This window comes from Thiohalophilus sp., assembly GCF_034521165.1.
Lineage (GTDB): Bacteria > Pseudomonadota > Gammaproteobacteria > UBA6429 > Thiohalophilaceae > Thiohalophilus.
On the sequence record NZ_JAXHMV010000008.1, the window covers coordinates 784,120 to 805,201 of the forward strand.

Sequence of the window (21,082 nt, forward strand, 5' to 3'; positions counted from 1 at the left end):
CGTTATGCATAAGACAGACGCGCCGGTTGTTAAAGACCTGCTCCTCATCGGCGGGGGCCACTCCCACGTTACAGTTTTAAGGCGGCTCGGTATGCGGCCGGTTCCGGGTTTGCGGGTTACCCTGCTTACACGGGATATTCATACGCCCTATTCAGGCATGCTGCCGGGTTTCATCGCCGGCCATTATGACTATGACGAGTGCCATATCGACCTGGGGCCGCTGGCCCGCTTTGCCGGTGCGCGCCTTTATCATGCCGAGGTCGAATCGCTGGATCTGGATAACAAGCTGGTATATGCCAGCGGGCGTCCACCGATTGCGTACGATATTTTGTCGATCAATACCGGCTCACGACCGGTCAGCACAGATATCCCGGGGGTGGATGAGTTCGCGTTGCCCGTGAAACCCATCGATGTCTTTCTGGATAAATGGGAACAGCTGATCGAACGCGTCCGCGTGAGCAAGGGGCCGTTTCGCATCGTGGTCGTCGGCGGCGGGGCCGGGGGCGTGGAGCTGGCGTTATCCACGCAGCTGCGCTTGCAGACAATACTCAAAGCGGCCGGCAAGGATCCCGAAAACGTGGTTTACACGCTGTTGAGTGCCAGCGACGACATTATGTACATGCACAATGCCGGGGTGCGGCACCGTTTCGAGCGGATTCTGCGGCAACGCCATATCACGGTCAAAACCGGGGCACGGGTGACCGAGGTCAGGGCGGACAAGGTGCTTACCGCCGAGGGCGGGGCGTATGATGCGGACGCCGTACTCTGGGTAACTTCGGCCTCCGCGCCGGCCTGGCCGGCCAAAGCCGGTCTTGCAGTAGATGAAGCCGGTTTTATCAGGGTGGATGAGCATCTGCAGTCACTGTCTCACCAGGATGTGTTTGCGGCGGGGGATGTCGCCTCATTACCCGATTCACGGCCCAAGTCCGGGGTGTTTGCCGTGCGCCAGGGACCCGTACTCGCGCATAATCTCCCGGCCGCCGCGACAGGCCGGCGCTTGCGTCGTTACCGGCCCCAAAAGAATTTCCTCGGGCTGATCAGCACCGGCGATCAATACGCCGTGGCATCGCGCGGGAACTGGTCCTATGCGTCGGCCTGGTTATGGACCGTCAAGGACTGGATCGATCGTCGCTTCATGCTCAAGTATAACGAGCTGCCCGAGATGGACGAGGAAGACAGCCCTGAACTGGCCAGTGGTATCGCCGATGCAGAAGCGATAAAAGAACTGTCCACGCTGGCCATGCGTTGTGGTGGTTGTGGCGCGAAGGTGGGCGCCACGGTGCTGTCCCGGGTGATGCAGCGTCTGCCCGACACTCAACGTGACGATGTATTGATCGGCCGGGACTCCCCCGATGATTGCGCCATGCTGACCCTGCCCAAAGACAAGGTGATGGTGCAGAGCGTTGATTATTTTCGTGCCTTTATCGATGACAACTATACATTCGGCGCCATTGCCGCGAACCATGCCCTGGGAGATGTTTTTGCCATGGGGGCCGAACCGCAATCGGCGCTGGCGATTGCCACCGTCCCCTACGGACGTGAACGTATTGTGGAAGAAACGCTGTATGATGTACTGGCCGGGGCCATACAGGTTCTTGAATCTTCCGGCGCCGTGCTGGCCGGCGGACACTCCAGCGAAGGCGCGGAGCTGGCCTTTGGATTGACCGTCAACGGCCTGCTTGATCCCGATACCGCCTTGCGCAAGCAGGGTTTGCAGCCGGGTGATGCGCTTGTGTTGACCAAACCTATCGGTACAGGAACGCTGTTGGCGGCAGAAATGCGCGCGAAAGCCAAAGGGCGCTGGATCGACGCGGCCATCCAGTCGATGCTGATCTCGAGTCAACAGGCTGCACGGTGTTTGCGGCAACACGGGGCAACGTCGTGTACCGACCTTACCGGTTTCGGTCTCGTCGGGCATTTGATCGAGATGACCCGGGCCTCGGACGTTGATGCCACGCTGTATATGGATGCATTACCCATACTGGATGGCGCCCTGCAAACCGTTGAGGCGGGTATCCTCTCATCCCTTCAGCCGCAAAACCTGCGCCTGCGGCGTGCCATTGACGATGTCGAGCGGGTTTCACATCACCCGGCCTATCCTCTGTTATACGATCCGCAAACCGCCGGGGGCCTGCTCGCCGGCATCCCTCGGGAAAAGGTAAGTGCCTGCATTGAAACGCTGCACGGCATGGGCTATCCGACGGCGGTAATCATCGGTAAAGTTGAACCCCGTTCGGACAGGGACGCCTCCATTCGCATCCAGTAGCCTGCGGATTGTACTGAATAACGATTCCTGGAAGGTGCGCAGAGGCGCAGGTCAGGTTGTGCGCAACGCTACCTGACATTTTCAAAAGGCCCGGGGCCGGTGGCAAACGAGCACGGTTTGCATTATCCTGCCTCGCGGCCCTTCATCGACGAGCAATCACACTGCCATGACCATGAAACTTGTCCAGAAACGCTTTTTAAAAGGCACCCGGGAGTTTGAGATTATTAATGACGTCATCCATGTGCGAATAAAGACGCCATTTAAAGAAGAGAAGATCACGCTTGGTTTGTCGGTGCTGGATCCCGAGCCCATTGTCAACAATGCCTGTGTCGAGTTTTATGGCCGTGCCGAACCCGAGCCATTGCTGTCGTTATTGATGGATAATCCCAGCGCCGATGAATTTAACCAGTTTGTCGTGGCGCTGCAGCAACAGATAGTGCAGGTATCCAATGGCTTTACTGATTCCGAGGCAGATACTCAACCGGCCGGGATCGCCGGCAATGTTTTTGACGAACCGCCGGAATTCGACGAACCAGAGTCAAAAAGATCAAAATACCTCGGTAAATCCATTCGTCCCGCCCGGCTTGAAGAGGCCATCCAGATGCTCGAGCAATATGTGGCTGACGAGGAGATCAAGCCGTTGCTCGCTGCCCTGAAAGCACTGAAGGATGATCCGGAGAATGAATCCTGTATGGAACAGGTGGTGGATGCATTCAATGACCTGGGCATTGTGCAGGGGGCGGTACTGACCTACGCCCCCTATCTCAGCGTCTTGCTGATGGATGATCCCTACGGGGAAAATTAACAATTTTTTGACGAGCAAACTGGCAGACCGGCCACAGCACCCTGCGGGCCTGCACGATCGGCTTTTACTCGTCCCTCGTCCCTCGTCCCTCGCCCCTCGTACCTCGTCACTCGTCCCTGCACCCGAAGGGTGCATTGATTGATAATTATCAACTGCCACAATTTATATCGCTATTGATGCGTCTGCCCGGGTTGCAAGCGGGCCTTCTTATCCTCACAGCATTTCCTATACTCAAGCTGACCGTTGCGGCGCGTATGACCATATGAAGCGAAAGGATATCGTTATCTGGCCGTGCTGTTGATACTGCAATTACCGGTCAGGTTACTGGTTGGCGAGAGAAAACGTAAAAGGAGATGCATATGTTTCTGGAAAAAATCAAATCCCCCGGATTGGCTCATCTGTCCTATATCATCGGCGCCGACGGCCAGGCGGCCGTAATTGATCCGCGCCGGGATATCGAAGTCTATGAAGAAATTGCCGCGGCGAATAACGTCCGCATAACCTGTGTATTTGAAACCCATCGCAACGAGGATCTGGTCTCCGGAGCCGGCCTGCTGGCCGAACGCACCGGGGCGACGGTTTATCATGGCCCCCATGCGGCCGGCGAGGTGCGCTATGCGCAAACCGTTCGCGATGGCAAGACGGTGCAACTGGGCGATCTGCGCCTGAAGGTGATGGAAACGCCCGGACACACCGACGACAGCATTTCTATCGCGGTCTATGACGATGCCAGTGGCAAGGACGCTGTTGCCGTATTCACCGGCGATGCCCTGTTCATCGGCGATGTCGGGCGGACCGACTTTTACCCGGAGCGGGCCGAGGAAGTCGCCGGACTGTTGTACGACAGCCTGCAACGGATTCTGGCCCTGGGCGATCAGGCGATCGTGCTGCCGGCGCACGGCGCCGGGTCGGTCTGTGGCAGCGGCATGGCCGATCGCGAGTTCTCTACACTGGGACACGAGCGGCAGAATAATCCACGTCTGCAGATCACCGATCGCCATGAATTTATCAAGGTGAAGGTGGCCGAGCATCATTATCAGCCGCCGTACTTCCGGGTTATGGAGCAATTGAACCTGAGCGGTACAGACCCGATGCATCCGGAACCGGCCGCGCTGGGTGTCGACGATATCAAGGACCTGGGCGATCAGGTAATCCGGATCGATGTGCGCAGCACCGAAGCCTATGCCTCGGCACACCTGCCGGGCTCCCTGTGTGTGCCCGAAGCGATGATCCCGGCGTTCGCCGGCTGGTTGATCAAACCGGAACAGCGACTGGTCCTGATTGCCGAGAATGCCGATCAGGCCTGGCAGGCTGCCCGTCATCTCGGTCGCATCGGCCTCGATCGGGTCGAAGGTTACCTGGCGGGTATCATGGACTGGGTGACCGCCGGCGAGCCATTCGAGTCAATCGACTTTGTCGATACGGCCACCGTCGAACAGCGCCTGAACAGGCAACCGGCCGACTGGCAGTTACTGGATGTCCGTGGAATTGACGAAGTCGAGGCGAGCCGCATGCAAGAAGCGGTGCATACCTATGTGGGTGAACTGCCCGATAAGCTGAACGAGCTGGACAGCAACAAGGCCTACACTGTCATGTGTGCCAGTGGCCAGCGCGCCGCCATCGCGGCCAGTGTGCTGGAGCGTGCCGGTTACAAAAACGTGGATGTGTACCTGGGCTCCATGACGGCGTGGCAGCAACAAAAAAGCGCAGCGTAAATATCGTCGCGCCTGAACCCGCCATTTCTCCCGTCCTCTGCTAAAAACGCAAAGGACGTGGAGATCCAAACTTGATGCGGGGGAGAAGTGATTAAAATCAGTGCCGGCGTATCCCTCTGGTTCCTCGGACCTCGTCCCTCGTCCCTCGGCCCTATTTTTTTGATGCCATCTCCTGAATCATGCGATCGACCTCCAGAAACTGCATCAGCTCGTGTCTCTTGTTCATGGTATCCTGATAGCCCAGATCGATCAGTCTGCGGGTGTAAGCGCGTTCGAACAGCAAGTAGCTGACCAGATCCGAACCGTCCGAGCGGTAGGCGCCGATGCCGCGCAGTAGCAGACGCATACTGCGCGGCAACTGGTCGATATATTCCTCGGCCAGATCGCCGATATCCTGGCTGGGCGAGATCACCAGCGTGTCGATATGGCGCAGGGGGAAGCCGTGCTTGTCACGCTGCTTTTGCGGAATCAAATCGACCGTGTCGTTAATCCGCTCCAGCCGTTCGATGTCGGCATCCAGCGAGTCGAGAAAGATGCTGTCCAGCACATGCCCGGCGATCTGGCCGATGGTGGGCGCGCGATTCTCACGGGTGCGTTGGGGTTCCTGATTCTCCATGTGGTTGCCGATGATCATGACCTTGTTGGCCCCCAGATGCAGGGCGGGACTGATCGGCGCCATCTGGCGCATGGAACCGTCGCCGAAATATTCCCGGTTGATTTTCTGCGGCGGGAACACAAACGGAATGGCCGACGAGGCCATCAGGTGCTCGACGTTGATCTCGGTGCGTACCCCGATACGCCGGAAACGGTTCCAGGATTCGAGTTCGGGCTGGCCATGGAAGAAGGATACCGACTGATGCGAGGTATAGCCGGACGCGGTGACACTCAATGCATGCAGATACCCCTTGTCGATGGAGTGCTGAATGTCTTCCGTGCGAATGTACTGTTCGAGCAGGTGCTGCAGGGGGGAACGGTCCAGCAGGGAGAGCGCGCGGCTGTGATGGCTCATGCCCAGGGACATCAGTGCCATGAACCAGTTGAAGCTGGTGCGCAGGATGCCCGGGACATCGGTGCGAAAAACCTGTTCGGCATGAAAGTTGGACCAGATGATCGCGATGCGCTGTACCGACTTGCGAAAGTCGTAGGCATGAGTGGCCAGTGCGCAGGCATTGATGGCGCCGGCCGAGGTGCCGCAAAGAATCTGGAACGGGCTGCTGGCTCCGCGTGGCAGGATGTCGGCGACGGCTTTGAGTACCCCGACCTGGTAGGCGGCACGAGCACCGCCACCGGTCATAATCAGACCGGTTTTTGGTTTATCGGACTGCATAGGTGCTGCCTGTCGGGTTATTGCTGTTATACAATCAGGCTCTCCTGCTCACACTGTATAGAATAGTCAGAGATTGTCATGTCGCCAACCGGTTCGTCTGTTATTTGCTCAACCATTATTCCGGGAACGGTCGCTCGCGCCGATATGCCATGAATAGTATGTTGTATCGCCAGAGTCTGGTTCTGGGCAGTCTGTTTATTATTCTGTCTGAATTTATGTTCGCCTCAATGGGGGCGGCGGTCAAGGCGGTCTCCGCCGATATGCCCAACGAAATGATCGTCTTCATGCGCAACCTGTTCGGCGCCCTGGTGCTGTTGCCGCTGCTGTGGCGTTACGGCTGGCGGCATTTGCAAACCCGCGTCTGGTATTTGCATGTCATGCGCGCCGGCTTCGGCGTGGCGGCTATGTACTGTTTTTTCTACGCCCTGGCCAATATGCCGCTGGCCAGCGGGATGTTGTTGAAGATGACCTCGCCACTGTTTATCCCGCTGGTGGCGATTGCCTGGCTGGGTGAGGGGATCACCCGTCGCGCCTTGCTGGCCGTGGTGGTCGGTTTTATCGGTGTCATTCTGGTGTTGCAGCCGCAGGGCGGGTTTGAAGCGGTGGCGTTGATCGGCCTGCTGGGCGGCGCGCTGGCGGCGGTGGCCAAGGTGACCGTGCGGCGGCTGGGACGCAGTGAACCCACCACCCGCATCGTGTTCTACTTCGCCCTGGTCGCGACCCTGGTCTCAGCCGTGCCCTTGAGCTGGAGCTGGCAAACGCCGGATACCGACAGCTGGTTATTACTGCTGTTGATTGGCATAGTGGGCACTCTGGGACAGCTGTTGCTGACCCGGGGTTACAGTATCGCTCCGCCGTCGCAGGTAAGCGCCTTTACCTATACCTCGGTGGTGTTTGCGGCGTTGTTCGGCTATCTGTTCTGGGACGAGATGGTCGGTTACCTGTTTGTGATCGGCGCGCTGATCATCGCCGGAGCCGGCATGCTGGTCTTGCAGGAGCGCCAGAACGTGAGTCTCAACAAAGCCCGTTTCGATAATGAACCGCTGTGATGCGGTGCGCCGGATAATGTGCAGGAGAGAGAAATGACGGATAAACAACTGTGGTTGTTACGCCATGCCAGGGCCGAGGCGGGTGATAATATGATGGAGGATGCCGATCGTCCCCTGAGTCATGCGGGGCGGGAGCAGGCGGACCGGCTGGGCGAGTGGATGTTTGATCAGGGTTTTCGGCCCGGGCTGATTGTCAGTTCCCCGGCCGTGCGGGCCCGGCAGACGACCGAACTGGTTTGTGAGCGGCTGGAGTTCGATTTTAACCACATTCATTATGATCCGGGGCTGTATCTGGCTTCGCGGAGTGACCTGCTGCGGATTATCGACGATATGAGAGTGCCCCACGGCCCGCTCATGCTGGTCGGTCACAACCCCGGGCTGGAGGAGCTGCTGGTCTGGTTGTGCGGTGAACCGCTGCCCCGCACAGATAAAGACAAACTATTAACCACGGCCAACCTGGCACGGATAGCGATCGCAGATAGCGGTACCCTCGGTGAGGAAAGCGGCCAGTTGATCGATCTGACCCGGGCCGATGAACTGACGTGAGATGGGTCAGTTGGAGCAGATCTGCGCGTTGTGCGGGCGGCAGGAGAGCGGCCTGACCAAACATCATCTGATCCCGCGTACCCGCCATCGCAACAAGCGGGTGAAAAAACTGTTCAGCCGCGAGGAAATGACCGGTCGGGTGTTGTGGCTGTGCCGTCCCTGCCATCATCACATTCACCGGGTGCTGGACGAAAAGCAGCTGGCCCTGGAATACAACACGCGCGACAGGTTGCTCGCGCATCCCGAAATAAAACAATTCGTCGACTGGCTGGCCAATAAACCGGCCGGATTCAAGCCGCGCTCGTCCCGTTAGCGTCGATCACGGAGCAGACTGTTACAATGCAGTCGCTAAATAACTGTTCCCCAAAGTTGCACAAGGCGCAGGTCAGGCTGCGCATCGCGCTGCCTGACATTTTGGCATTCCCAAAGAACGGTGTGGATGCCCTGTTCTTAGAGTCATGTAGGCTTCGCCAACGTGACCTGCAAGATTCGTCAGAGTATGGAGTATGCAGGAATTTCGATCAGTGAGTCCTGCGGCGGTATAGCAGCACCACTGAAAACACCGAAGCCACTGAACTCCCCGAAACGGAATATTCATTATGTTTTTTTTCAGTGTTATTCGGTGTTTTCAGTGTTTCGGTGGTTAACATTTGCCCTGCATTATCCTCACGATGCGGTTAAAGGCCTGTTCTAACTGGGGATATGACGGTGGCATTTCAGTACGGTGCTGCTAAAACTAATTAAGGACTGGCCGTTACAGACAGGTAAGCGTCAACCATGCAGGGTATACCCGCAAGATTTGCGGGGAAGGTATGTCAGTGGTCGTGTGTGGCGGGTTCACGACGGGAGGGGGTGATGAGCTCAACCGAGTTGATGTGCGGGCCGGGTCTGGAGCCGGCCGAACCGCTGTATACCCGGGTGCCGATTCGGGATGAAACCGGGCAATATCTCAGCGACTTTATGATGATTATCCCCGGTCTGCGCAGACGCAGCGTCGATATGCGTCAGGAGATCATCGGCCGCATCGATCATGTCCTGCAACTCTATAAGCGTACCGTGGTGTTTGCCGATCTGAACCTGAAAACCAACGTCCTGTGGGTATCGGTTAAACCGGTGCCGGGCATTTGCCTGGAGTTACCCGCAGTGATCAAATTTCACGTCCCCGAAGCCCTGCTGGTCAGCCATCGTATACCGGGTTAAGGCATTAATAATTTGTTGAATGAATAACCACGCATTTGTCAGGGCAGGGGGACGGCCTTCATAATAGCAGTCAAATTGATAATCCATGGAGAAAGTAATGGCAGAAGCCCTGAATGCTGACGCGCTCGATACCCTGTTTCGCAAGGCCCGCAGCCACAACGGCTGGCAGGATCGGCCGGTCAGCGATGAACTGTTACAGCAGTTGTACGACCTGATGAAATGGGGGCCGACCGGTGCCAACTCCTGCCCCGCCCGTTTTGTGTTTGTCAAATCCGATGAGGCCAAGGCCCGGATGAAACCGGCGCTGGCCGAAGGCAACGTGGAAAAATCGATGACCGCGCCGGTGGTGGCGATTATCGGTATGGACCTGGAGTTTTACGAGAAACTGCCCAAGCTGTTTCCACATACCGATGCCAAATCCTGGTTCGAGGGCAAACCCGAGAAGATTCAGGACAGCGCGCATCGCGATGCCTCGCTGCAGGGCGCTTATCTGATGCTGGCGGCGCGCAGCCTGGGACTCGATTGCGGGCCGATGTCCGGTTTCGATAATGCCAAAATGGACGGGGCGTTTTTCCCTGACGGCAAGATCAAGTCGGTCTTTATCTGTGCCATGGGCTATGGCGATGAATCGAAACTCTATCCGCGCGGCCCGCGACTCGATTTTGACGAAGCCTGTCATATCGAATAAGCCCCGTCTCATCGGCGTAATAAAAACGGCCACCCGTCGGTGGCCGTTTTTTTTTGACGGTTATTAAAGCTCAATACGCTGACCGGGGTTCCTGTCTGTCGCGGACGATACTGCCGCATCGCAAATAGCGCCTCAGGACCTGTTCCGCTTCACTAAAGGTCCCATACGGTTAGAAGGTGATGCATTAGCGGATATAAAAGAACCATGGCTGGCTGTTGAAATAAAAGCACCGGCGGCGTGGTGGAATCAGCCTGTTTTTCCCATTGCGATGCGGTTCATTATAATCCGGTTTCGATTTTCGTCATGTGAGTGTCGAATTTACCCGGTTGCTTCTTCGTTATACTGATTCTCCGGCAGGAGCTCTCCCGCAATGGCCTTGTAAACAAATATCTCGGCCTCCCGTTTATCAACAAACGGCCCGCCGAGTCCCTCCCGGGTCAGTGCATACCAGCCTTGCCCTGTAACATGAAAATAACGATCGTTGTTGATACGATCATGTCGACCGGAACGAGGGGGCCCCCCTTCCAGGGTTCTGACAAATCCCATTTGTAATCCTTTTTTTACCAGAAACGTCAGTCAGGATAGGTATGGGTGGGGCCTGGTGTCTGTCAGACCAGGCTGAAAATGATGTAGGCCAGATCAGACAAGTGGTGTAGGAAAAGTCTGACAAAGTGTCGGTGATGGCTGATCGAATCAGAGTGGGGCTGTGCGACTCGAACAGGGAAAGAGCGGTGATTATTTGCCCTGGATATAGCGGGCGTCGTCGAAGGTTTCGATCCATTCCGGGCGCATGGCTACCAGAATACTGGTGAACATGCCGGTGATAAAGGCTTCGGGAAACATCATCAGCGGCAGATAGGGAAAGTAATCATAGGCCAGTTGGCCGGGACTGTAGGCGCCGGCGATCAGTAACAGGCCGGCAGCCAGACTGGCGGCGCCGGCCATGGCCAGGGCCGCGCCGAAAAAGCCGTTGATGAAAATATAAATGAAGACATGGTGGGGCAGTCTGGATTCGGCCAGGCGTAGAATCGCGGTGCTGATCAGGATCGGGGTCAGGCCCATTACGAGCACATTGAGCGGGTAGGTCTGCCAGTCGCTGCTGCCGTTATAAATGAGTCCCAGCAACACCAGGCTGATCACGATCAGGGCCCGTTGCCAGCCGAACATCAGGGTCATCAGGGTGGCGCCAAGATAGTGGTATTCCAGACCCGGCAGGCGGGTGGTGGTGATCTGCCACAGCAGGATCAGGGCGACACTGCTGCCGAGAAAAACATGGGCCTTGTGTGGCTGCGCCAGATACTCGCGCCAGTGGACCTGGATAATGGCGAGCAGCAGGATCAGGAAATAGAGGACCCCGGCGAGCCATAACCAGCTTTGCGGTACCATGTCGGCCGGGTAATTCACCAGTCAAACTCCACGATCTGGCCGTTGTCAAAATTCAGTCGGGCCATTGTCTGATCATCCAGGTCATTCAGCAAGGCACTGAGCGCGCGCAGGGTTTCTTCATGCACCACCAGCAGCACGCTCTTTTCGGGTTGCTCTTGCAACCACGCTAGAAACCGGCCGATGCGTTGTTTGTGTTCGAGCAGTGACTCCCCGCCGGGCGGCCGGGTGTTCAGCGGATCGGCGCCGATAGTGTCAAAATAGTCGGCCACCGGACGACCGTCGAAGCCCGAACGAATATCGTTAAGATCGGGATGCGCGCTGATCGGGATCTGATGATAGCGGTTGACGATGTCGGCGCTCTGGCGGGTGCGGGGCAGTTCGGAAGTAATGATATGTTGCAGCGGCACGTCCCGCAGGCGTTCGGCAGCGGCCTCGATCTGGGCAATCCCGGTGTCGGTCAAGTGCACGTCGCGGCCCGGGTCATCATTACACAGACCGAGATCATTGAAATTGGTGCGACCATGGCGCATCGCGTACAGGGGCATGGGATTCACCGTGGCAACGACATTCCTGTTTATAATAACATAGCCAATTCGCCTGACGGCAGCGAGCCGCAAACCAGTAAATTCACGAGGGAGGCCCCTTGAGCAAGCCCAATACCCTGATTGTTCGACCGGACGGACCCCTGCAGTTCGAAGGCGAGATTACACTCGAGGATGGCGAGGGGAATCTCCTGCTGAATGGCAATGAGGCCTGGTTGTGCCGTTGCGGCCAGTCGCGGGATAAACCGTTTTGCGATGGCGCCCACAAGCGCTGCGGTTTTGCCGATCCCGCCCGGTTTGACGATGAGCGCCGTGAAGCGCTGGCAGATGACGTCACGCCATTACAGTTGACCGTCAAGAACGATGCGATGCTGATTGCCAGGGGGCCGCTGACCATTCGCAGCAAGGATGGAACATCCAGCACGACCCGCAACCGTGCGGCACTGTGCCGTTGTGGCCAGTCACAGAACAAGCCGTTCTGCGATGCTAGCCACAAACAGTGCGGTTTTCGCGGCTGAAGCGTGTTATAGCGTTTACAGGCAGGAACAGGGCGTTCCACGCAGCGTTATCCTGGTATCGAGATGGTGGTGCGCAGGACGCACTTTATCCGGCTGTAGAAAGGAAAACTCAACGCAGAGACGCAAAGGCGCAGAGGGCCGCTGAGAAGGAATATAAATTGGTCCGATCATGGCGGTCTCGCTGGCGATTGCCTGCGTGATACCATCCAGAATGGATATAACCACCGAAATACCGAACACACTGACCGGCACTGAACAAACAGAGGATTTAATCGTCGGTGGGTTTCGGTGTGTTCAACAGCGTCGAGCGGACAAAATCAATCAGGCAGCCGAACAGCTGGTGGCGATTGCCCGGGTGGGGATAACGATGCCCTGTCACAGCTGGTGACGGCCAGGATGGTACAGATTATGCCAATTCAGCATACCGAAACCAGGCTCGCATTCCAGGCTTTTTCCCGCCACGACCTCGAAGCGCTATTTGCTATCGGTTCCTGAATCGGGCCAGGGGCGGGCATACACTCCCCGAATGGCCGGCAAGGCGTCCGGTAAATGCTGGAAGGCATGATCGCCGTCATCATACAGCCGGATGTCGGCACAGTTGTCATAGCGTTCGGTGGCCAGTCGATAATCGAGCAGTTCGTCGCCCTTGTCCAGCAGTAACAGCGTCGGCGGGGAGGCGATGCAAGGGTGCGGTACATCCAGCGCCCGCAGCGCATCCAGATGCCGGGTGGTCAGTGTATAACGCTCACCCGTATAGTAATTGATGTTTTCTCCCAGACAGGTTTCCAGGCTTGCCAGGGGCATCAGCGCCGGATTGATTAACACCCGTTTGAGCGAGTAACGTTGCCCGAGGTACTGGGTGTAATAGCCTCCCAGGGACGCCCCGGCCAGCAGCAGATTGCTGTCCAGTCGCAATGACTCCTCGACCAGGTGTTGCAGCATGACAATAGCCCGCGAGGGATCATAATGGTAAGTTGGTGTCAGTATCGGTATATCGTCCAGTTGCTCACGCAGAAACTGGCCCTTGGCCGAGGCGCCGCTGCTGTTGAAACCATGTAGATAAATGATCATGCGTTAGCGTAATTTTGATGTGTGCGTTTGTTGTATCAAGTTTTGCCAAAATACTACGATACATTAAATAGAGACACCAGTTCAGGAATGCCGCCTGCCCTATGAGTACACCGCAAGAGCGCTATCAGTTTGACCTCGAGCACAATGGGTTTGTCCACGACCCGCAGCAGGCTGCGGCGGTGGAACAGACCCAGCGTCTGTACGAAGCGCTGCTGGCGGCGCAACAGCGGCGCCCCGGACTGCTGGCGCGCCTGCTCGATCGTCGCTCGGAGCCGGTGCGGGGACTGTATGTCCGCGGCGGCACCGGCCGTGGCAAGACCTACCTGATGGACAGCTTTTACGACTGCCTGCCGTTTCGAGACAAACACCGGGTGCACTATCACCGTTTTATGATCGATATCCACGCTCGCTTGCGCGATCTGCCCCGTTCACCCGATCCGCTGGTCGTCATCGCCAATGAAATCGCCGATCAGCTCAAGGTACTGTGCCTGGACGAGTTCCACGTGCATGACATCGCCGATGCCATGTTGCTGAGTGGCCTGCTCAAGGCGCTGTTCGACAAGGGCGTGACACTGGTGGCGACATCCAATACGCCGATTGATGAATTGTATAAAAACGGCCTGCAGCGCGAACGCTTTATGTTTGCCATTGAACTGCTTAAATGGCATACCTGTGAAGTGGATCTGGAGCAGGGGACTGATTACCGTTTCCGGCTGCTGGAAGCCAGTCAGCATTTCTATGTCGCCGGGCCTGAAGAGGGTGAAAAGTTTATTACCACCGCGATCGAGCAGATGGCGCCGGATACCCTCAAGCACGATCGCCAGTTAACCGTGAACAAACGCCCGATTGCCTACCGGGCTCTGGCGGATGATGTGGTCTGGTTTGATTTCAACGCCCTGTGCAATACACCGCGTTCGGCCAATGACTATATCCGGATCGCCCAGCAATTTCACACAGTTTATATAAGTAATATATTTCGCATGACCGAAGCACACGATAATGTTGCCAAGCGTTTTGTGCACTTGATCGATGCGCTGTATGATCATAATGTCAAACTGGTCGCGGCGGCGGAAGTGCCTCCCGCCGAACTGTATGCGGGCAAGCGCCTCGCGTTGGGTTTTGAACGGGCTGTCAGCCGGATTTCTGAAATGGGCAGCAAGGCCTATCTGGCCTTGCCGCACCGGTTGCGGACCCATCCTCTTACCTGAAGGAGAATCTCATGTGGCACCGTCTCATCCTGTTTCTGGCGGTCGGAACGTTCAGCGTGATTGGTTGCCAGTCGATGTCACAACCACAGCCGCCGCCGTTTGCCGATATCCACCTGCATTACAACTGGGATCAGGACGAAATCTACAGCCCGGAACAGGCACTGGAGGATCTGCAAAAACACAATGTGGTACTGGCCGTGGTCTCCAGTGTGCCGTCCGATTTTGCGCTTAAACTGTCGGAGCTGGGTAAAGACTGGATCGTGCCGTTTTACACTCCCTATTACGATGCAGGCAATCGACTGAACTGGTTTTACGATGAAAAGGTCGTTGACAAGGCCCGCGAGGCGCTGGCCAGCGGGAGGTTTTACGGACTGGGGGAAATTCATCTGGTTGCGGGCGCCGGTCCGCGTCGCGACAACCCGGTATTTCTCGGCTTGCTGGATCTGGCCAGGGAGTTCGATGTACCGGTTAACATCCATACCGATTCATCCCGTTATGAATACATGTTGTCGATTTGTGAGCAACACCCTGATGTTACCTTTCAGTGGGCGCATGTCGGCGGTATCCTGCAACCGGCGGCGATCACACCGGTAATGGACGTTTGCCCCAATGTCTGGGCGGATATGTCGGCGCGGGATCCCTGGCACTATGGGGATTTCGTTGTCCGTGGCCAGCCGATCCCGGAGGAGTGGCGGCAGTGGATAATGCGGTTTCAGGATCGCATCATGGTCGGAACCGATCCGGTTTCAGGCGGACATGAAGTCTATACCTGGCATGAGGCCGACGATGGCTGGACCCAGTATGCAGCATTATATGACTATCATCGCGGCTGGATGAATCAGTTGCCACCCGAGGTGGAAAAGAAGATCCGGCTGACCAATGCCCAACGCTTTTTTGATTACGCGTTGCAAAAGATTCGCTAGTGGACTATTCGTTCTCGCCAATTGGCGTGGTTCATTCCTGTTTTTCCGATAAATTCGGTGTGCCGCGCCAGCCCCGTCTGGCGCCGGCAGCGACCGGTCAAATAGAACTCCTGGCGCCCTATAACCGCGAGGAAGCCGTGCGCGAGCTGGCGGGCTTCTCCCATATCTGGGTGGTATTTGTCTTTCACGAGGCCAAGCGTGAAGCGTGGAAACCGACCGTGCGCCCGCCGCGACTCGGGGGAAACCGGCGAGTCGGGGTCTTTGCCAGCCGTTCGCCGGAACGACCCAATCCGATCGGCCTGTCCCTGCTGACACTCGATGGCGTGGAAACCGGTGAAGGTCGGGTCACATTACAGGTGAGTAATCTGGATCTGATCGACGGCACGCCGGTGCTGGATATCAAACCCTATATCCCCTATGCCGACAGTGTGCCCGACGCCCGGGCCGGGTTTGCCCCGCAGGCGCCGGACAAACAGTTGCCGGTTAACTTCTCCGCTACAGCCCGCCAGCAGCTGGAAAAATTCAGCGCAACATATCCCAATCTTGCCGACCTGATTGAACAGGTGTTGCAACAGGATCCCCGCCCGGCCTATCAGGACAGAGCCCCCGACAGTGAGCGGGTGTTCGGCATGCAGTTGTACGATCTGGAGATCAAATGGCAGTTGCAAAACGGCGTGGTGCAGGTGATCGCGGTGGTAACGCAATAGGCGATCGAATACCGTGCCGGTAGGAGGTGTGGGCGTACCGGTTTGCGAGAAAAAATTTAGCCTGGCGTATCCGCAAACAGGATCTACAGTGCGATGGGAACCAGGTCAGTGCACGACAGGCGCGGGATCTTTTTCCTGCGAGATATCCCGTGGCATGGGCGAGGCGTGATGCAGGAACATTCGCCAGCCCTCGGCGGTTTGCTGGTAAATGTTGGTTACAACAAAACGGAAAACCGTTTCCGGCTCTTCCAGGGTATGAATATTCTCCACCAGCGTATGCACGGCGAACCGGTCCGTGGCATGAATTACCCGATCCGATAATTCCACGATGACATCGCCGGTATTTCTTAAAATGGTTTCCCAGCTTTTGAGAATCGCTTGGGTGCCGAGCAGTCGATCGCCCATCGGGTGGATGCAGCTGGTATCATCGCCATCCAGCCAGATTTGACGCATTGCTTCCAGGTTGCCGCCGCTGAAGGCGGCATAAAACGCGGTTTCCGCGTTGCTTGAGGTGGCAAAGTCGCTTGAACTCATGGGATTTTACCTGTTATTTGGCCCATCCAGTGTAATGAAAACGGCCTGCCATCGTCTATTGCGTATTGATCACGGCAGCTGGCTCCTGTCGCGAGGGAGGGGGAATAATTGTCAGACAATTTTGTCTGATCGGGTGTGAGAATCGATAATTCCCCGCGATGGACAGGGGTGTTCAGGACGTCATGGAACCGTCTGTCCGCACGGCGGTCGTATTATCAACGCTGACAGTATTTTATATTCAATCAATAGCAGGTTTATAAGGTTATGCCGTTACAGTATTCGAAATTGTTGCGCCTGGGGTTGTTACTGGCCTGTTTGAGCCCCGGCCTGGCCGTGGGCGAGACACCGCTGAAGGATTTTGAAGGCGAGCCCCGGACAATCAAGGAATTTACAGGGGGCGAACAGTGGACGGTGGTGATGATCTGGGCCTCCGATTGCCATGTCTGCAATCGTGAAATCCACAGTTATGTCGATTTTCATTTTGTCCATTCCGATCAGGATGCCCGCATGCTCGGGATCTCCATCGACGGCTGGGCCGGTAAAAAAGACGCGGAAGACTTTATCCGGCGGCACAAGGTCGATTTCCCCAACCTGATCGGCAATGCTGACGCCGTGGCCCACTGGTTCATGCAACAAAGTGGTGCCCGCTGGGTCGGGACGCCGACCTTCCTGCTTTATAACCCAGCCGGTGAACTCAAGGCCCAGCAGGTGGGCGCGGTGCCGGTGAAGGTCATCGAGGACTTCATCGGCAAATCCGGCCAGCCCGCAGAGCCGGCCGGCTGAACTTTTCGATCAGGTCTTGAGCTGATTGACCCGTTCCTGCAGTTCATAGGAAAGCCGGGCCAGTTCACTGCTGGAAATCCTGGGTCTGTTGCGTGCCAACCGCGGTCTGATTGACCATCCTTAGAGAGTTTGTTCAACATGGGTGTGCCTCGAGCAAAAACGGGTTGAGTGACGCGGTCGAGGTAATCGGAAGAGCATTAGTAAACTTTAATATAAAAATGATTCTTATTTGCAATAACCTGCCTTTCGAAGGGTTTTTGTACCAACGCAGTTGAGAGCCTGGTCCGGTTTCCGGTTCGTGGTCACTTCCGCCTCTCTGCTAAGATGGCCGTCTGTTATTAGCGGGAGTCGAACATGAGTGAAAAAGTCGCGGTGCTGGTCAATGGCCAGGAGACGATTGAATACGACCGCAACAAGGCCCTGAGCGATCTGCAGAAGCAGTATCTGGACAAGATGGACCGGGAGATGGATCAGGGGATTGAGCTGGCCGGGCAGCACATCGCACAACCGGATCAGACCCAGCGCGCCAAATACGTGGCCAATGCCCTGCTGGAGTCAATTCAAAGCGATAATGAGCCACGTATTGCCGCGACCTGTTCCTACCTGGCCGAACGACTGCCCGAGTTAAAACAGATCCGCGCCGATCTCAGGGGCGAGAGTTTCAGTATCGACCTGGTCTTCGACCGGCCGCATGAGAACCAGGTGCGCGTGGATTTCGACCCCGGTGCCGGCAAACACGGTTTTCACTAAAGTGGCGCTAAACTTGTATACTCGAAAACGACAGGGTACAGCGGTACTCCCGGCTAAATACAATCTCTTCCAAGAAAATAAGAGCGCCTCGTGATGAAGCAGTTACTGATTGAACTTAAACCGCTGCGCATTGTGCTGATCCTGTGTGCCTTGCTGACGGTGATCCTGCAGCCGGAACCGGGTGCCTCGCCAGTTTATCATGGCTGGGGTGTGGTCCCGACCCTGCTGATTCCGGTGCTGGCGCCGTTGCTGTTTATGTTGTTGATGCTGGATTCGCTGATGACTACCATGCTGCGCAGTCAGAGTACCGGCGAGGAGCACGCGCGCTATGGCCGGGTGCGCAATACCGTCCTGGTCGCGGGCATCCTGGTGTTGCTGGCCTGGCTGCCTTACTTTATTGCCCTGATGAGTTAACGGAGCCGGACATGGCGCTTTTAGTGCAGAAAACCGATGACAGTGCCGGCATCAAACTGCCGATCGACAAACAGCGGATCACTATTGGTCGCAACAGCAGCAACGACATCAGGCTTGAAGATGAGCTGGTGAGCAAGAAACATGCTGTTATAGAAGTCATGGAATCTCCCGCCCATAGTGGCCGGATAGAGTTCCTGATCCAGGATCTGGACTCCACCAACCAGACGTATGTCAACGACTGCCCTATAGTGCTGCACAAACTGCGCCATGGTGACGTGATACGGATAGGAATCAATCTGTTCAAATTCGTGGATGAATCCCGTGAGGACACCAAGGAAACCGCCCAGCTCTACAAAACCTGGATCCCCGGCGTGTTCTATACCGGCAAAAAGAAAAAACAGACAAAGAAAAAAACCTCAAAAAAGAAACGTTAAAGCTGAGGCGGTATTCGGAAGAAAAATTTTACCGCAGAGACGCGGAGTGCGCAGAGGCTGAAAATAATGTCGAATTTTGAATATTCGGAAATCGGAAATCGGAAATCGGAAATCGGAACTCAGCACTCAGCTAAGTAGGGTGCGTCCCACGCACCGAAAACTGCAAACTGATGACTGCCTGCTGCCAACTTTTTCGTTGCACTCAGAACTCAGAACTCAGAACCCGGCATGTTGTTCGATGAAGTCACGGATATAGCCGGCGGTTTGTGCGCCGCTGAAACGGGCCTGTTCCTCGCCGTGGCGAAACAGGATGATGGTGGGGAAGCCGCGGACCTGATAGCGTCCGGCCAGTTTCATGTTGTCGCCTTCATCCACTTCGACCTTGGCCAGTTGCACCCGGCCCGCATACTCGTCGATGACCTGTTTCAATACCGGCGCGATGCTGATGCAGGGTGGACACCATTCGGCCCACAGGTCGATCAGTACCGGCCGCTCATGCGAGGCCGCCAGGACTTTTTGATCGAATTGTTCCAGATCGACGTCGAAAATCGCAGCTTCAGCCGGGGTGTCATTCATCGCGGAGTCGTCATGCCAGTCAAAGAGCGGGATTATAGGCGAGGGGGGTGGTTCGCGTCACCCGGCTTACCAGGGATGGTGACGCAGACGCCAGGCATAAAGCACGCGTGACAAGCCCCGGTCCAGCACAGTAAACAGGACCGCAATCAACAGGATCGATGGGCCGTCGAGTTCGAGCGGGCTGGCAAGGAATATCAGCGGTAGCAGAGCCTCCGGTAATTGATCCAGGGCCGGCGCGGGCGCGCCACTGCGCCATTTCAGGCGACGTTTGGTGAAACTGGCGAGCAGATCGCCGAGCATGCTCAGGGCGCCGAATACCGCGCCCAGCCACAGGGGGTAGTCTGCCAGCCCGGCAACCACGGCGGTGAGCAGTGTCGCCGCAACGATGCCGCGCCAGGTTTTGTGCGCCCCGAACAGGGGCTCACCATCGGGGAGTCGATAACCGCCATCCAGGGGCCGGTTCCAGCGGCGCAGTCCCGGCAGCAGACGGGCCAGGATGGGCGCGCCATTGGCCACCAGCAACAGGAACAGGCAAAACAAAATCGTCATGTCTCAATGGTAAGGTTTGCGCTGCCTGCCCGCCACTGTGGCCGACCCATTACAAAAGCCGATTAACTGGCTAGGATCAGTACAGGGCGCCGGGGAGTGGTAACTGCTCCGCGCGGCCGGTGAGGCAGTCAAGGAGGTAAAGACGATGTCGGATAATCGATGTGCTTTCAGCAGCCCGCTGATCGCCGAACAATACACCTGTCACTTTGGCGAACAGGTCGTCCGCCGCGGCGGGACCGAGGTCGCCTGTCGCGACGCCGCGGCCTGTTCCCGTTGCGAGGCGGTGTTCGAATGGCTCAAACAGGTGAGCCTGCCGGTCTTTGGGGTGGAAGATGATCTGACCAGCATGCCGCACAGCGTGATTCAGAAAATCCAGTTCGGCAGTCTGAGCGGTTTGCAGAACCAGCTGGGTATCGAACCCGCACAACGTGTGGATATTGATCACCTGCTGGACCAGGCCGCCAAACAATACGGGGGAATAGACAGCTTGCCCTATGCCGGTTTAGTTGACACCATAACGGCCTATCAACTCAAACGACGACAGCACCGCCGTTAATGACAACAAATTCAGGAGTACCGCATGGCTATCCCCGAGGAACTGCAAGTAATTGATCAAAAAACCGGCGAAGGTGATGAGGCCGTCAAAGGCAAGCTTGTCGTCGTTCATTATCGTGGCTGGTTGTATGACGATGAGGCCGAGGATAACAAGGGGCAGGAATTCGACAGCTCCTACGAGCGCGAACCGTTCACCATCCCGCTGGGTGCCGGCGTGGTGGTCAAGGGCTGGGAAGAAGGCCTGGTCGGCATGAAAACCGGCGGCCTGCGCACCCTGATCATTCCCCCCGAGCTGGCCTATGGCAGCAACGGCGCCGGCGACGTCATCCCGCCCGATACAGCGTTAATCTTCGAAGTCGAACTGCTGCAGGTGCGCGGTTAGAGAAAAAACACCCAACGCAGAGGCGCAAAGGCGCAGAGAACACAAAGTTGTTTTTTTAGTCTCCTCGCGACGTGATTGTCTCGTAATGGACAATGCTTCTAGAGATAAAAATCAGTCTGTATACGTAAAAGATAAACATATTTTACTCTGCACC

Annotated in this window: 26 protein-coding genes; 18 read left to right on the plus strand and 8 right to left on the minus strand. The window is 56.6% G+C overall.

Features of this window, described 5'->3' with window-relative positions; all coding sequences use genetic code 11:
* Positions 1-4 precede the first annotated feature (4 nt).
* The 3 genes from selD (at position 5) to U5K34_RS08580 (ending at position 4,786) form a co-directional block, all read left to right on the plus strand.
* Positions 5-2,266: a selenide, water dikinase SelD gene (selD, locus tag U5K34_RS08570; RefSeq protein WP_322567967.1), complete on the plus strand. Its 2,262-nt coding sequence runs from the start codon at positions 5-7 to the stop codon at positions 2,264-2,266.
* Positions 2,267-2,432: 166 nt separating this feature from the next.
* Positions 2,433-3,071, plus strand: a complete 639-nt coding sequence (locus U5K34_RS08575) for a hypothetical protein (RefSeq protein ID WP_322567968.1) — start codon at positions 2,433-2,435, stop codon at positions 3,069-3,071.
* 359 nt (positions 3,072-3,430) lie between these two features.
* Positions 3,431-4,786 (plus strand): MBL fold metallo-hydrolase, encoded by a 1,356-nt coding sequence (locus U5K34_RS08580; RefSeq protein WP_322567969.1) that lies wholly within the window; start codon positions 3,431-3,433, stop codon positions 4,784-4,786.
* A gap of 151 nt (positions 4,787-4,937) precedes the next feature.
* Here U5K34_RS08580 and U5K34_RS08585 read toward each other — a convergent pair whose 3' ends face one another.
* Entirely contained in the window at positions 4,938-6,113 is a 1,176-nt protein-coding gene (locus U5K34_RS08585) for a patatin-like phospholipase family protein (RefSeq protein ID WP_322567970.1), read from the minus strand.
* A gap of 149 nt (positions 6,114-6,262) precedes the next feature.
* On the opposite strand from U5K34_RS08585, the gene U5K34_RS08590 reads away from it, so the two are divergent.
* The 5 genes from U5K34_RS08590 (at position 6,263) to U5K34_RS08610 (ending at position 9,596) form a co-directional block, all read left to right on the plus strand.
* A complete protein-coding gene (locus U5K34_RS08590) occupies positions 6,263-7,162 on the plus strand; it encodes a DMT family transporter (protein WP_322567971.1) in 900 nt (299 codons plus the stop codon).
* Positions 7,163-7,195: 33 nt separating this feature from the next.
* Positions 7,196-7,708: a SixA phosphatase family protein gene (locus U5K34_RS08595; RefSeq protein ID WP_322567972.1), complete on the plus strand. Its 513-nt coding sequence runs from the start codon at positions 7,196-7,198 to the stop codon at positions 7,706-7,708.
* 1 nt (position 7,709) lies between these two features.
* Positions 7,710-8,021, plus strand: a complete 312-nt coding sequence (locus U5K34_RS08600) for a hypothetical protein (RefSeq protein WP_322567973.1) — start codon at positions 7,710-7,712, stop codon at positions 8,019-8,021.
* 542 nt (positions 8,022-8,563) lie between these two features.
* Positions 8,564-8,908, plus strand: coding sequence for a hypothetical protein (locus U5K34_RS08605; RefSeq protein WP_322567974.1), 345 nt, complete (start codon positions 8,564-8,566; stop codon positions 8,906-8,908).
* A 97-nt stretch (positions 8,909-9,005) separates the two neighbouring features.
* Entirely contained in the window at positions 9,006-9,596 is a 591-nt protein-coding gene (locus U5K34_RS08610) for a malonic semialdehyde reductase (protein ID WP_322567975.1), read from the plus strand.
* 318 nt (positions 9,597-9,914) lie between these two features.
* Here the strand turns inward: U5K34_RS08610 and U5K34_RS08615 are convergent, their stop codons facing one another.
* The 3 genes from U5K34_RS08615 to U5K34_RS08625 all read right to left on the minus strand — a co-directional run bounded on the left by U5K34_RS08615 (position 9,915) and on the right by U5K34_RS08625 (position 11,527).
* A complete protein-coding gene (locus U5K34_RS08615) occupies positions 9,915-10,142 on the minus strand; it encodes a hypothetical protein (RefSeq protein ID WP_322567976.1) in 228 nt (75 codons plus the stop codon).
* A gap of 189 nt (positions 10,143-10,331) precedes the next feature.
* A complete protein-coding gene (locus U5K34_RS08620) occupies positions 10,332-11,000 on the minus strand; it encodes an energy-coupling factor ABC transporter permease (RefSeq protein ID WP_322567977.1) in 669 nt (222 codons plus the stop codon).
* Complete coding sequence (locus U5K34_RS08625; protein WP_322567978.1) at positions 10,997-11,527, minus strand: histidine phosphatase family protein; 531 nt, start codon at positions 11,525-11,527, stop codon at positions 10,997-10,999. The genes U5K34_RS08620 and U5K34_RS08625 overlap by 4 nt, the downstream gene beginning before the upstream one ends.
* Positions 11,528-11,625: 98 nt before the next feature.
* Here U5K34_RS08625 and U5K34_RS08630 point away from each other — a divergent pair, with 98 nt between their 5' ends.
* The gene (locus U5K34_RS08630) at positions 11,626-12,042 is read left to right on the plus strand and encodes a CDGSH iron-sulfur domain-containing protein (RefSeq protein WP_322567979.1); all 417 of its coding nucleotides are present in this window, start codon (positions 11,626-11,628) and stop codon (positions 12,040-12,042) included.
* A 474-nt stretch (positions 12,043-12,516) separates the two neighbouring features.
* Here U5K34_RS08630 and U5K34_RS08635 read toward each other — a convergent pair whose 3' ends face one another.
* Positions 12,517-13,113: a YqiA/YcfP family alpha/beta fold hydrolase gene (locus tag U5K34_RS08635; RefSeq protein WP_322567980.1), complete on the minus strand. Its 597-nt coding sequence runs from the start codon at positions 13,111-13,113 to the stop codon at positions 12,517-12,519.
* Positions 13,114-13,214: 101 nt separating this feature from the next.
* On the opposite strand from U5K34_RS08635, the gene zapE reads away from it, so the two are divergent.
* The 3 genes from zapE to tsaA are packed head-to-tail and all read left to right on the plus strand — an operon-like array spanning position 13,215 to position 15,951.
* Entirely contained in the window at positions 13,215-14,321 is a 1,107-nt protein-coding gene (gene zapE / locus U5K34_RS08640) for a cell division protein ZapE (protein WP_322567981.1), read from the plus strand.
* Between the two features lie 11 nt (positions 14,322-14,332).
* Positions 14,333-15,244 (plus strand): amidohydrolase family protein, encoded by a 912-nt coding sequence (locus U5K34_RS08645; RefSeq protein ID WP_322567982.1) that lies wholly within the window; start codon positions 14,333-14,335, stop codon positions 15,242-15,244.
* Complete coding sequence (tsaA, locus tag U5K34_RS08650) at positions 15,244-15,951, plus strand: tRNA (N6-threonylcarbamoyladenosine(37)-N6)-methyltransferase TrmO (RefSeq protein WP_322567983.1); 708 nt, start codon at positions 15,244-15,246, stop codon at positions 15,949-15,951. Before U5K34_RS08645 ends, tsaA begins: the two co-directional genes overlap by 1 nt.
* Before the next feature lie 105 nt (positions 15,952-16,056).
* On the opposite strand, the gene U5K34_RS08655 is transcribed toward tsaA, so the two are convergent.
* Positions 16,057-16,485 (minus strand): nuclear transport factor 2 family protein, encoded by a 429-nt coding sequence (locus U5K34_RS08655; protein ID WP_322567984.1) that lies wholly within the window; start codon positions 16,483-16,485, stop codon positions 16,057-16,059.
* A 264-nt stretch (positions 16,486-16,749) separates the two neighbouring features.
* On the opposite strand from U5K34_RS08655, the gene U5K34_RS08660 reads away from it, so the two are divergent.
* From U5K34_RS08660 to U5K34_RS08675, 4 genes are all read left to right on the plus strand, one after another.
* Complete coding sequence (locus U5K34_RS08660; protein WP_322567985.1) at positions 16,750-17,268, plus strand: TlpA disulfide reductase family protein; 519 nt, start codon at positions 16,750-16,752, stop codon at positions 17,266-17,268.
* Positions 17,269-17,622: 354 nt separating this feature from the next.
* Complete coding sequence (locus U5K34_RS08665) at positions 17,623-18,018, plus strand: hypothetical protein (RefSeq protein WP_322567986.1); 396 nt, start codon at positions 17,623-17,625, stop codon at positions 18,016-18,018.
* 93 nt (positions 18,019-18,111) lie between these two features.
* Entirely contained in the window at positions 18,112-18,432 is a 321-nt protein-coding gene (locus U5K34_RS08670; protein WP_322567987.1) for a hypothetical protein, read from the plus strand.
* An 11-nt stretch (positions 18,433-18,443) separates the two neighbouring features.
* Positions 18,444-18,866 (plus strand): FHA domain-containing protein, encoded by a 423-nt coding sequence (locus tag U5K34_RS08675; protein WP_322567988.1) that lies wholly within the window; start codon positions 18,444-18,446, stop codon positions 18,864-18,866.
* Positions 18,867-19,082: 216 nt separating this feature from the next.
* On the opposite strand, the gene U5K34_RS08680 is transcribed toward U5K34_RS08675, so the two are convergent.
* Both U5K34_RS08680 and U5K34_RS08685 read right to left on the minus strand, forming a co-directional pair.
* Positions 19,083-19,442, minus strand: a complete 360-nt coding sequence (locus U5K34_RS08680; RefSeq protein WP_322567989.1) for a thioredoxin family protein — start codon at positions 19,440-19,442, stop codon at positions 19,083-19,085.
* A gap of 66 nt (positions 19,443-19,508) precedes the next feature.
* Complete coding sequence (locus tag U5K34_RS08685) at positions 19,509-19,991, minus strand: CDP-archaeol synthase (RefSeq protein WP_322567990.1); 483 nt, start codon at positions 19,989-19,991, stop codon at positions 19,509-19,511.
* Positions 19,992-20,136: 145 nt separating this feature from the next.
* Between U5K34_RS08685 and U5K34_RS08690 the strand changes: the two genes are divergently transcribed.
* Together U5K34_RS08690 and U5K34_RS08695 are read left to right on the plus strand one after the other, a co-directional pair.
* Positions 20,137-20,547, plus strand: coding sequence for a hypothetical protein (locus tag U5K34_RS08690; RefSeq protein ID WP_322567991.1), 411 nt, complete (start codon positions 20,137-20,139; stop codon positions 20,545-20,547).
* Between the two features lie 24 nt (positions 20,548-20,571).
* Positions 20,572-20,928, plus strand: a complete 357-nt coding sequence (locus tag U5K34_RS08695) for an FKBP-type peptidyl-prolyl cis-trans isomerase (RefSeq protein WP_322567992.1) — start codon at positions 20,572-20,574, stop codon at positions 20,926-20,928.
* Positions 20,929-21,082: the final 154 nt, after the last annotated feature.